Raw genomic sequence first — 11,956 nt, forward strand, 5'->3', positions numbered from 1 at the left:
TGATCTCCACCAGTGCTTTTGTCCTCTTCGGATTAACGTGCATAATTTATTAAAATATATCCTGAATTTCACCAACTATTTTTCAGTACATTACCTTTCTTTAAAACCTGCTTCAGAAAGCTGTATTCCTTTTCGCTCATTGATTTTCTGGGAAACATATAGCTGTATTTTCCTTCAACGGTAATGAATTCATTATTGCTGTCAAAATAAGTAAAATCTTTCCATTCGCTGGTTTCTTTTTCGCCATCGATATTTACGGTAAAGAAATTTTCATCAAACCGGATTTCGTAGATTTTACAGTTTTCAAGCTTATTCAAGTAATTATTAACCTGCTTTTTCCATCTCGAAACTTTGTTGATGCTTACAGAAAGAAAAACCGCACACAGCAAAAACAAAAAACTTACAAAATATAAAATTCCCGCTTTTTCTTTGGTAAAATCATTTCTGAAAACAAAAACGATCAGTAAAATAACAGCAATCACAATCGTTGTAATCGTTTTTCCTCTGGTAGTTGATGAAAAAAACAAACTTCCCTGATTTCCGCTGAAATATATTTCTTCGAAGTCTTTCCTTTTAGGCTTTAAAACAATACTTTTCTCTTCATTCATAAACAGTAATTTCTGATGCAAAGCTAAATGAAAAATTTAATTAAATGATGATCTCTTTATTGATCTATTGTTTTTTCACAACTCCAAAACATCAATCATCAATCATGATGCTTCAGCTATCAACTAAATTACCCATCCTCATATTTATCTGCAATTGCAGAAAGTTTATTCATCAGTTCACGGTTCCTCTGTCTCAGATCATCCATTTTTTTCAGCATTTCATGGATCACTTCCAGACCCGGAAGATTGATTTCCAGATCATAATGCCAGTTGGTAAACCGCTCAAACGTGGGCAAATCTTCATACATCACATAACGGATTTCGTTTTCTGTATGAATATTGAGCAATCCGGAATTCACCAGTTCATCAAAAAAAGTAATTTCTACATTGTATATTTTTACGAGTTCTTCCCTCGATATTCTTTCACTCATGGCTTAGGAATTTTTAAGTTGTTCAAAAAGTTCTTTCTGCTTTTCAGTTAAATTTGTCGGTAATTTCACTTCATAGGTCACAAAAAGATCACCGAATTCTCCCTCCTTCTTGTACACCGGAAAGCCTTTTCCTTTCAGTCTTACTGTTGTTCCGTTCTGTGTTTCAGGTTTTACTTTCAGATTTACACTTCCGTTCAGCGTGTTTACTTTTACGTCACCGCCTAAAACTGCAGTGTACAGATCAATCAAAACTTTAGATTTCAGATCATTGCCGGTTCTTTCAAAATTCGGATCAGGAGTGATATTGAAAGTAATGTATAAATCTCCATTTGGACCGCCATTGAAACCGGGATTTCCGTGCCCTTTTAATTTAATCTGCTGACCGTCATACACTCCTGCCGGAATCGTAATTCTTACTTTTTTGCCATTGATATCAAAAGTCTGAGGATGTGTTGTTGCGGCATCTCTCAAGGTTAAAGTTAATTCTGCCTGAATATCCTGTCCTTTAAATTTTCCCGACGCACTTCCCCTTGAATTTCTTCCGAAACCTCCTCCTGCTCCGCCAAACATACTCTGGAAAAAATCTGAAAAATCTTCCCCGTCGCCGAAATCCGCTTCCGAAAATCCGCCTCCGAAGTTTCCTCCCTGGTTTTGATATTGTCTTTGCTGCTGTTGCTGGGCTTTTTCATATTCTTCGCCATGCTTCCAGTGTTCTCCGTATTTATCGTACTTTTCACGGTTTTCGGGATTGCTCAGAACTTCATTGGCTTCATTCAGCTCTTTGAATTGTCTTTCGGCTTCCTTGTCATCAGGATTGAGATCGGGATGTAATTTTCTTGCGAGTTTCCGATATGCCTTTTTGATATCTTCCTGCGTTGCGTTCTTGTCTACGCCTAAAATTTTATAGTAATCTATATAAGCCATAGAAACGATGTTTACTCAAATTTAAGGATTTTATGACTGAATTTTATATAACGGAATGTTAAAAATTAAGCTATCTTTGGTTAAAAAGCAACGCATGAAAGAAGTGTTGAAAACCTACTCCGGAATTTTACTTTTACTGTTGGGAATCTCTGTCGGAAGCATCATCGGAATTGTTGCTCCCGATATTGTGGATTATATAAAACCTTTGGGAGAAATCTTCCTGAACCTGCTGTTTGTAAGTGTAGTTCCGCTGGTTTTCTTTGCCGTTTCCAATTCTATTGCTTCGTTAGAGCAGCAGTCTAAATTTGGAAAGATAATGGTAACTATGGCTTTTACCTTTCTGTTTTTTATTTTAACTGCAGCCGTTTTCACGATTTGTGCCGTTTATCTTTTTCCGGTTTCCGGAGTTTCGGGAAGTTCTGAAATTGTGGAGGAAGCCACGAGCAATGACAGTTGGGGAAACAGAATCGTAGGATTTTTTACGGTAGGAGAATTTACGCAGCTTTTTTCAAGACAAAATATGCTGGCTCTTTTAATTTTTGCTTTCATGACGGGATTTTCAGCCAGAAAAGCGGGAGAAAAAGGACAGGCTTTCCGCTCATTTATCGCTTCGGGTTATGAAGTGATGAAGGAACTGCTTCTGTTGATTATGAAAGTTGCCCCGATTGGTTTGGGCGCTTATTTTGCGTATCAGGTGGCGACTTTGGGACCTCAGCTTTTCGGATTTTATGCGAAACCTTTAGGATTGTATTATATTGCAGGAGTAGTCTATTTTCTGGTCTTTTTTTCGCTGTATGCTTTTATGGCAAAAGGACAGAACGGGGTTAAAAGTTTCTGGACAAATGCTATTTTCCCCACTTTAACCGCTTTGAGTACCTGCAGCAGTTTCGCCACGATGCCTGCTAATTTACTTGCAGCTTCAAAAATCGGAATTTCAAGCCAGATTTCAAATATTGTGATCCCGATTGGGACAACCTTACATAAAAACGGTTCTTCCATGTCGTCGATCATTAAGATTTATGTGGCATTCTTAATCATCGGAAGAGATTTTTTTGATCCCATGAATCTTCTTTTAGCTTTGGGAATTACTGTTTTTGTAAGCATTGTTGCGGGAGGAATTCCGAACGGAGGATATATTGGAGAAATGTTGATGATTTCCGTTTACAAATTACCACAGGAAGCAATTCCGGCAGTGATGATTATCGGAACTCTGGTTGATCCTTTGGCAACGGTTTTAAATGCAGTCGGACAATTGGTAGCTTCTATGTTTGTGAGTAGGTTTGTGAAGGTTTGATTTTTTTGTACCTAACACAAATTGCACGAATGTTTTTTAACGAATTGCACGAATAATATTTAACTTAAACATCTGCGTCATCTGCTAAATCTGCATGAGACTTTATGTTTTTTTATCTCGCAGATTGTGCCGATTGAGCAGATTTTTATTCACTGCGTTTCACCGGTTCTAAATTCTCCAGTTCTTCCGGCGTGAAAAGTCTGTAAATGACTTTGAATGTTTTTCCCAGAGGCGTTTCTAAAGAAAATCCGCCCGGTCCGAAGCCATCGACAACATCGAGTGTAAAATGTGAATATTTCCAGTATTCGAAGAGATCACGGTCGATCCAGAATTCATGGTTGTTAATGGTTCCGATCATCGCATCGTTCATTCTTGGGTAAAATCCCCCTTTTTCAAAACACTGCGGCTGCGTTCCTTCACAGCAGCCTCCTGCCTGATAAAACATCAGGTCACCATATTTTTTTTCCAGTTCCCAAATGACTTCCAGAGCTTTTTCGGTTGCTGAAAGTCTTGCTATTTTTGTTTGCATTTTTTTTATTTTTATTGAATTAAAGGTGTACGAACACAGTTCAGAAGTGAAGTAAAAAATCTTTATAAATAAGGTTTAGATTCTTCCTTCGTCAGAATGACAACATTTTCGGTATTTCTGAATGTCATTATCTCTTCTTTGATCCATTCGTAAAAATCATGTTCTTAACGCCTCCGTTTCCTATGTTATTATTTTTCTTACATAAAGTTAAAAAGTTTCGGCGAAATTTCATTTCGCCGAAACCTTAAATTCTGTTTAATTCGAACTTCCTGCAATATCGAGAACAATTCTGCCATCGATCTGCCCCTTCTTCATTTTGTCGAAAACATCATTAATATCTTCTAATTTTGCCGCGGTTACCGTTGCTTTTACCAGTCCTTCATTTGCAAAATCCAGTGCTTCCTGAAGATCTTTTCGAGTTCCTACGATGGAACCGCGCACCGTGATTCTTTTTAATACGGTTTCAAAAATCGGAAGTTCAAATGATCCCGGCGGAAGACCGTTTAACGCGATTGTCCCTTTTCTTCTCAGGACATCAATTCCCTGTTTGAAGGCAATCGGAGATACTGCTGTTATTAATGCACCGTGCATTCCTCCAACCTCTTTATGAAGGTATTCTCCGGGATCTGTTGTTTTGGCATTCACGACCAGATCTGCGCCTAATTTTTTAGCCAGATCCAGTTTATCATCTGCAACATCAATAGCGGCGACATGCATTCCCATTGCTTTTGCATACTGAACAGCAACGTGTCCCAATCCACCGATTCCTGAAATGGCAACCCATTCTCCCGGTTTTGTTTCCGTTTCCTTTAAACCTTTATATACGGTGACTCCCGCACAAAGAATCGGCGCAATTTCTAAAAAGTTAACATCCGGTTTCAGATGTCCTACATATCGTGAATCTGCAATGACATATTCGGCAAAACCTCCATCAACGCTGTATCCTCCGTTTTTCTGTGCTTCGCAAAGTGTTTCCCAGCCTGTGATACAATAATCGCAGCATCCGCAAGCGGAATAGAGCCACGGAACTCCCACTGCATCTCCTTCTTTTACAAAAGCTTCAGGACCACATGCAACCACGATCCCTACTCCTTCATGTCCCGGAATTAAAGGCATTTTCGGTTTTGCAGGCCAATCGCCGTCCACTGCATGTAAATCTGTGTGACAAACACCACAAGCGATTACTTTTACGAGTACTTCATATCTTCCGGGTTCTCTTACGGGAACTTCTTCTATTTTCAGGGGTTGTCCATAGCCTTGAACAACTGCTGCTTTCATTGTTTTTGGAATCATTATTTATTTTTTTGAGTTGGTTTTAAGTTTAGTCTGTTTTTTTAAATTCCTGATACGGGTCTAAATGACATGAAAATTCCTGCTCACCCGAAAATTCCGGATCAGGACGAATGGTTGTTCGCGTGAGGGATAGGAAGGGCGGCGAGGAACGAGCCGGTGCGGAGTGAAACGGAGCACCGAAACGAAGTGGAGCCCTGAATAGCCCGACCGTTTTTCCCCGTTGCCGAGACGGGGAAAACGGGCACGCCCTAATATTTAAGATTAAAAGAAACCTAGTTTGTTTTTGTTGTAGGAAATCAGCATATTTTTGGTCTGGCGGTAATGATCCAGCATCATTTTGTGATTTTCGCGACCGATTCCCGACTGTTTGTATCCTCCGAAAGGTGCTCCTGCAGGATATGCATGATACTGGTTTACCCAAACTCTTCCTGCTTCAATATGACGCGGAATTTTATAAAGCTGATGCGCATCTCTTGTCCATACTCCCGCTCCAAGACCGTAAATGGTGTCGTTTGCGATTTTTAATGCTTCTTCTTCGTCTTTGAAGGTGGTGAATGCCAGAACAGGTCCGAAAATTTCTTCCTGGAAGATTCTCATTCTGTTGTTTCCTTTAAAGATGGTCGGCTGAATATAATATCCGTTTTCCAGACCTTCTCCAACGTGATTTACATCGCCTCCGACAAGCACTTCTGCACCTTCTTCTTTTCCTAATTTGATATAAGAAAGGATTTTGTCTTTCTGAATCTGTGAAGCCTGTGCTCCCATCATTACGGTTTTGTCTAAAGGGTTTCCGACTTTGATGGCTTTTACTCTTTCAATCACTTTGGCAATGAAAGCATCTGCGATATCTTCCTGAACCAGTAATCTTGACGGACAGGTACAGATTTCACCCTGATTCAAAGCAAAAAGAACTGCGCCTTCGATGGCTTTATCTAAAAATTCGTCGTCTGCATCCATTACCGAATTGAAGAAAACGTTTGGAGACTTTCCTCCTAATTCTAACGTTACCGGGATTATATTTTCTGTTGCGTACTGCATAACAAGTCTACCGGTTGCTGTAGAACCAGTAAAGGCTGCTTTTGCTACTTTCGGGTTGGTTACCAAAGCTCTTCCCAGTTCTGCTCCGAAACCGTTCACAATGTTTACCACTCCTGCCGGAAGTAAATCGCCGATGAGTTCCATAAGAACCATAATGGAAATCGGAGTACTTTCTGCAGGTTTTAAAACGACGCAGTTTCCTGCTGCCAAAGCCGGAGCTAATTTCCAGACTGCCATTAAGATCGGGAAGTTCCACGGAATGATCTGTGCGATTACTCCAAGCGGTTCGTGAACGATTAATGAAACGGTATCTTTATCCAGTTCGTTGTGAGAACCTTCTTCCGCTCTGATAACGGACGCAAAATATCTGAAATGATCGATCGCCAAAGGAATATCTGCGGCTAAAGTTTCTCTTACCGCCTTACCGTTATCGATGGTTTCAACGGTTGCGATGTATTCTAAATTCTGCTCGATCCTGTCGGCAATTTTGTTTAAAATGATGCTTCTTTCTGTGGAAGAAGTGTTTTTCCATGTTTGGAATGCTTTTTCGGCCGCATTTACCGCCAGTTCAAGATCTTCTTTGGATGAATGCGCTGCCTGTGTGAAATTTTTACCGTCAATGGGGGAAACTACATCGAAGTACTGTCCGTTGACCGGAGCTGTAAATTGCCCGTTGATGTAGTTGTCATATCTTTTTTTAAATTCAGGCCACTGTAGTAATGTGTCTGATTGTTGTTGTGTTGTAGTGCTCATATTCGTACAATTTTAATTTTTATTTATTGCCAAATTACACTTCCCTTAGAGATTCGGATAGCACAATCGTACAAAAAAACTTCAAAATCGTGCAGACGTAGAATTTTATTATTTCATTAACAGTATTGTAAGCCGATTATTTTCTATATTTGAGTAAACAGGCTATTAAAAATGTTTAGAAATGAACAATAACAAGATTTTATTAGAAACTCCTGAATTGAAAAGGGAAAACCAGCTTATGCACTTGGTTGAAAATCAGACAAAATTCAATCTAAACAATTGTGAATTCAGCATCTACGAAACGCATAAGGCTGCTTTCGATGTAAAACTGCATTTTGAAACGATTGCATTCACGGCAATGCTTCGCGGGAAAAAGCATATGAAAATAGATCATAAAACGGGCTATTTTGATTATTTTCCGGGAGAAAGTGTTTTGGTTTCGCCGGGAGAAACGATGGTGATCGATTTTCCGGAAGCGGATGAAACGCCTTCCCAGTGTATTTCTATTAGCCTGAATCCTGAATTTATAGAGAATTCTCTCAATCACCTCAATTATCATCTTCCAAAGGTGGATGAAACTTCGCAATGGAATATTGAACTGGATGAGTATTTTCTGTTTAATAATCAGTCTCTGGCTTCGGCAACGAATAATATCATGAGAATTGCGATGGACGATAATTCACAAAAGGATATTATGGCAGATTTTGCTTTGAAGGAACTTCTGATCCGTCTGATGCAGACGCAGGCAAGAAGCATGGTGGAAAAAAATATTGTTAAAAACAAATCCAGAATAGGTTTTGCCGTAGATTATATTAAGAAAAACCTTCATCAGAAATTATCGATAGACAGCATTGCAAAAATGGCGTATGTAAGTAAATCCAATTTCTTTAAAATGTTTAAAGACGAACTGGGAACTTCTCCGAATGAGTTTATTTTGCAGGAAAGAATCAATCGGGCAAAAGAACTTTTGGCGAACCAGAACAGCATTAAAGAAACGGCTTATCAGACAGGGTTTTCGGATGCGAATTATTTTACACGAGTATTTAAGCAATTAGTGGGAGTAACGCCGAAGAGCTATCAGGATAAAATCGGGCTTTGGGATTAATTTTAATATCTATCTTCATAACAAGATAATTGATACGTATACTTATCAAAATCAGGATAGATTTCTTCCGTTAAAAATGGTCTCAATTTTTGAATTTGATTTTCATTAAGATCATAACAATTATATATTTCATGTGGAAAATCATCTTTTGATAACACCAAATCATCCAAAGTTGCTAAAATTTCTTCTGGAGAAATATTTAGAATATATTCTCTGTTAAGATATTCATCCGATTGATTAAATTCTTCAATAACTCTTTCTATTTTCACGCTATAATAAAAAAACACCCCAAAGATAGAGTGTTTTTCATTAAGTTTTTATTTTTGATAATCATAATATCTCGCTCCTTTCAAAACAGGATTTTCCAATTCCACAGATTTCAGTCCGAAACCTTTATAATTTTCATTAACAGAATTTTGCAGTTGTTTTCTGTGTAGTTTTTCATAAGTCTCAAAATCAATTGCTGTTCTGTTTTTTAAACTTTCAAATAAATTCCATTTTTTGACCACCTTTTTCCAGTTTTCTGAAACTTTTCCGGCAAAAACTTTAGATTTTGATCCGCTTCCGTATCCTAAAAATCCTATTTGTTGTCCTGCCAATTCTTCATTCTCGTTAAAAGAAGTCTGTAAAGCAGAAAGTAAAGCCATAAAAATAGACGCGGTATACATATTTCCGATTTCCGAAGAGGCTCTTTGCGATTTTTCAATTTTATCATTGATAAACTGAATATAACCATCAGATTTTGCCACTGCTTTTTGTTCTTCAGGCGTTTGGTAAGACAAACCGTTTTCTAAGCTGTAAATTTCTGTGAAAACTCTCTTTCCGTGGAAGGCGTAGGGAAGATGGAAGATCAGATATTTCCAGTTTTCGTAAGGTTTATTAAGTCCTGTAATTTCTTTATAATGATCGTAGGCTTCTCTAATTCTGTCCTGATAACACTGGTTGGAATATTGTCCGTCAAAGACGGGTTCATCCGTGAAAATTTCTATTTTTTCCGGAAAACTTTCGGGAGCATTCGTTAAATCTTCTTTTTTGAACTGACGACGCGGCTTGAAAAAGTCAAAGACCGATTCTGTGGCAACTCCCCAGTTGTTTTCAATTTCAATGAGATCAGGTTTTGAAGAAATTAAAACCGAAACTGCTCCTCCACCCTGTGTGTATTCTCCGGAAGAAGCCAGTTCGTATTTTGCGTAATCACTTGCAATGACTACCGCTTTTTTATCAGGATTTGCTCTTACAAAATCTAAAGAATTATGAAGTGCATCTACTGCTCCAATGCACGCAAAAGTCATATCTACCACATCACAGTTTCTGAAAGTTCTTTCTCCGAATTCTTTTTCCAGAACTTTTTCCACCATCTGCATAGCGTAAGAAGCGGTTGGTTTAGCGGCATCCAAAGCGCTTTCTGTTCCTAAATAAATTCTTGATATTTCTTTCGGATTAATGTTATAATCCTTTATGAGTTTAAGTAATGCTTCTGCTGCGAAAGTTGCGGCATCTTCATGAACATCGGGAAAGCCCATTTTATGCAATCCCAATCCTTTTTCGAGTTTTGCAGGTTCGATTCCTCTTTTTTCTGCTAAATCTTTAATTTCCAAATATAATGAAGGCACATAATAGCTTGCTGCCTCAATTCCAAAAGTCATATTTCTTAATTTTCACACGAATTTAGAAAATGTAAACGTTTAATCATATATGATTTTTAGCAATTATTGAAAATTTATTCAGAATATGATAAAATTCAGGAAAATTATATTTTTTAAATTCTAAGATCGGGATTTTAAAAGTTTGTGATTATTGATCCTCAAACTCATTATTTTTCAACAGTTCTGCCAAGACTTTTTTTGCACGCATAACACGGACCTTTGTATTGGCAACAGAAATGCCTAATTCTTCAGCAATTTCTTTGATGCTTTTTTCCTCGAAAAATCTTAAACGAATGATTTCCTGATAATTGACATCTAAAGATTCTATTGTTTTGATGATTTTCTTCTGTTCTTCTTCGGAAATCATCAATTCTTCAGGAGATTTGGCATACTGGTTTTTTACCTCATCCAAATTTTCTGTAGGATCCTGATTTTCGCGGCTTTTTTTTCTCCAAAAATCGATGATGGTATTTTGAGCAATAGTTAAAATCCATGTTTTAAACTGAAAATGAGGATCAAACATATCCAGCTTTGATAAAACTTTTGAAAAAACATTTACGGTGATTTCGTCTGCATCATTTTCGTCGTGAACTTTTTTCATTACAAAAGAAAAAACATCAACCCAAAAAATGTTGATGAGCCTGGTCTGCGCTTTCTGGTCTTTTTCCTTCGCTTTCTGAATGAGAGGAAATAATTGTTCGTCGTTCATTACTAACAAATATAATTGATTTTAGCTGAAAATACAATGCAGGAGATCAAATGATTTTTTCTGTACAATTTGTATTCCGACTGAGGTTTAGCCCTGATCGCAGCATTTGTCTGAGCTCATTTTGTTTGATTTTGGTTTCGGCGGCTTTGCCGCCGAAACCAAAATCAAACAAAATAGCGAGTGCGGAGAGCAGGAAACAGCTCCTAAAAAAATCAACCTGTTTTTCATCCTGAATTGAAAGTTTCTGTCTTCGCCTTATTCCCCTGAAATGATTATCTTTGCACATTAAATTTTAAAGCAGAAAATAATGAACTCTTTTATTGAAGAACTGAAATGGCGAGGGCTTTTTGCCGACATGATGCCCGGAACGGACGAACAACTGGATAAGGAAATGACAACAGCTTACATCGGTTTTGATCCTACTGCAGATTCTTTACATATCGGAAGTCTTATTCAGATAAAAATTCTGGCTCATTTTCAGCAGCACGGTCATAAACCGATTGCTTTGGTAGGGGGTGCAACAGGAATGATTGGTGATCCTTCGGGAAAATCTGCAGAAAGAAATCTGCTGGATGAAGATACTTTGCTGCATTATGTAGACTGTCTGAAAAACCAGCTTTCCAGATTTCTGGATTTTTCGGGAAGCGAGCCGAATAAAGCGGAACTGGTGAACAATTACGACTGGATGAAAAATATTTCTTTCCTTGATTTTGCAAAAAATGTCGGGAAAAATATTACCGTCAACTATATGATGGCGAAAGATTCTGTGAAGAAAAGACTTTCCGGAGAAGCAGGTGTTGACGGAATGAGCTTTACTGAGTTTACCTATCAATTGATTCAGGGATACGATTTTTTACATTTATACCAGAATAATGACGTTAAGCTTCAGATGGGCGGTTCTGACCAATGGGGAAATATCACGACCGGTACAGAACTGATCCGCAGAAAAGCACAGGGTGAAGCTTTTGCCTTAACGGTTCCTTTGATCACAAAAGCAGACGGTTCGAAATTCGGAAAGTCTGAAAGCGGAGAAAATTACTGGCTGGATAAAAAGAAAACTTCACCTTATAAATTCTATCAGTTCTGGCTGAATGCAACGGATGAAGATGCGGAAAGATTTATTAAATTCTATACTTTTTTAGGGAAAGAAGAAATTGAAACTTTAATTGAAGAGCATAAAACGGCTCCACACGAAAGAAAACTACAGAAAAAATTAGCTGAGGAAGTTACGGCTTGGGTTCACGGAAAAGATGAATACGAAAAAGCACTGAAAGCTTCTGAAATCCTTTTCGGACGTTCTACGGCTGAAGATCTGGTAAGTCTTGATGAAGAAACATTTCTTGAAGTTTTCGACGGAGTTCCTCAGAAAGAGGTAGCAAAGAATGATGTTTTAGGAGTAAATATTATCGATTTGCTTTCTGAAAAATCAGGGTTTCTAAAGTCTAAAAGTGAAGCAACAAGAGAACTGAAAGGAAATGCTATTTCGGTAAACAAACAGAAAATTAATGATGTTTACACAGCTAATGAAAGTGATCTGATTGACGGTAAGTTTTTACTTTTACAAAAAGGAAAGAAGAGCTATTTTATCGTGAAAGTAATTTAAAAGTTAATAATATAGTATAAATC

12 protein-coding genes are annotated in these 11,956 nt (G+C 37.8%); 3 read left to right on the forward strand and 9 right to left on the reverse strand.

What is annotated here, in order from left to right; genetic code table 11:
• Positions 1-68: 68 nt before the first annotated feature.
• The 3 genes from DD829_RS19810 to DD829_RS19820 all read right to left on the reverse strand — a co-directional run bounded on the left by DD829_RS19810 (position 69) and on the right by DD829_RS19820 (position 1,963).
• Positions 69-608, reverse strand: a complete 540-nt coding sequence (locus DD829_RS19810; RefSeq protein ID WP_108409898.1) for a YcxB family protein — start codon at positions 606-608, stop codon at positions 69-71.
• 128 nt (positions 609-736) lie between these two features.
• Positions 737-1,039 (reverse strand): chaperone modulator CbpM, encoded by a 303-nt coding sequence (locus DD829_RS19815; protein ID WP_076392252.1) that lies wholly within the window; start codon positions 1,037-1,039, stop codon positions 737-739.
• A 3-nt stretch (positions 1,040-1,042) separates the two neighbouring features.
• Positions 1,043-1,963 (reverse strand): DnaJ C-terminal domain-containing protein, encoded by a 921-nt coding sequence (locus DD829_RS19820; RefSeq protein ID WP_076392250.1) that lies wholly within the window; start codon positions 1,961-1,963, stop codon positions 1,043-1,045.
• A gap of 94 nt (positions 1,964-2,057) precedes the next feature.
• On the opposite strand from DD829_RS19820, the gene DD829_RS19825 reads away from it, so the two are divergent.
• The gene (locus DD829_RS19825) at positions 2,058-3,257 is read left to right on the forward strand and encodes a dicarboxylate/amino acid:cation symporter (protein WP_108409899.1); all 1,200 of its coding nucleotides are present in this window, start codon (positions 2,058-2,060) and stop codon (positions 3,255-3,257) included.
• A gap of 145 nt (positions 3,258-3,402) precedes the next feature.
• Here the strand turns inward: DD829_RS19825 and DD829_RS19830 are convergent, their stop codons facing one another.
• The 3 genes from DD829_RS19830 to DD829_RS19840 all read right to left on the reverse strand — a co-directional run bounded on the left by DD829_RS19830 (position 3,403) and on the right by DD829_RS19840 (position 6,870).
• Complete coding sequence (locus DD829_RS19830) at positions 3,403-3,786, reverse strand: DUF779 domain-containing protein (RefSeq protein WP_076392244.1); 384 nt, start codon at positions 3,784-3,786, stop codon at positions 3,403-3,405.
• 255 nt (positions 3,787-4,041) lie between these two features.
• Positions 4,042-5,079, reverse strand: coding sequence for an alcohol dehydrogenase AdhP (gene adhP / locus DD829_RS19835; protein ID WP_076392242.1), 1,038 nt, complete (start codon positions 5,077-5,079; stop codon positions 4,042-4,044).
• A 261-nt stretch (positions 5,080-5,340) separates the two neighbouring features.
• On the reverse strand, positions 5,341-6,870 hold the full coding sequence (locus DD829_RS19840; protein ID WP_108408805.1) for an aldehyde dehydrogenase family protein: 1,530 nt from the start codon (positions 6,868-6,870) through the stop codon (positions 5,341-5,343).
• Between the two features lie 181 nt (positions 6,871-7,051).
• Between DD829_RS19840 and DD829_RS19845 the strand changes: the two genes are divergently transcribed.
• Positions 7,052-7,975, forward strand: a complete 924-nt coding sequence (locus tag DD829_RS19845) for an AraC family transcriptional regulator (RefSeq protein ID WP_108408804.1) — start codon at positions 7,052-7,054, stop codon at positions 7,973-7,975.
• 2 nt (positions 7,976-7,977) lie between these two features.
• Here the strand turns inward: DD829_RS19845 and DD829_RS19850 are convergent, their stop codons facing one another.
• The 3 genes from DD829_RS19850 to DD829_RS19860 all read right to left on the reverse strand — a co-directional run bounded on the left by DD829_RS19850 (position 7,978) and on the right by DD829_RS19860 (position 10,330).
• Positions 7,978-8,244, reverse strand: a complete 267-nt coding sequence (locus DD829_RS19850) for a hypothetical protein (protein WP_116548090.1) — start codon at positions 8,242-8,244, stop codon at positions 7,978-7,980.
• A gap of 48 nt (positions 8,245-8,292) precedes the next feature.
• Positions 8,293-9,621, reverse strand: a complete 1,329-nt coding sequence (locus DD829_RS19855; RefSeq protein ID WP_108409068.1) for a hydroxymethylglutaryl-CoA synthase family protein — start codon at positions 9,619-9,621, stop codon at positions 8,293-8,295.
• A gap of 148 nt (positions 9,622-9,769) precedes the next feature.
• Positions 9,770-10,330, reverse strand: coding sequence for an RNA polymerase sigma factor (locus DD829_RS19860; RefSeq protein WP_076392236.1), 561 nt, complete (start codon positions 10,328-10,330; stop codon positions 9,770-9,772).
• A gap of 307 nt (positions 10,331-10,637) precedes the next feature.
• Between DD829_RS19860 and tyrS the strand changes: the two genes are divergently transcribed.
• Positions 10,638-11,933, forward strand: a complete 1,296-nt coding sequence (tyrS, locus tag DD829_RS19865) for a tyrosine--tRNA ligase (protein ID WP_108410957.1) — start codon at positions 10,638-10,640, stop codon at positions 11,931-11,933.
• Positions 11,934-11,956 lie beyond the last annotated feature (23 nt).

Source organism: Chryseobacterium sp. HMWF035, from assembly GCF_003094695.1.
Lineage (GTDB): Bacteria > Bacteroidota > Bacteroidia > Flavobacteriales > Weeksellaceae > Chryseobacterium > Chryseobacterium gambrini.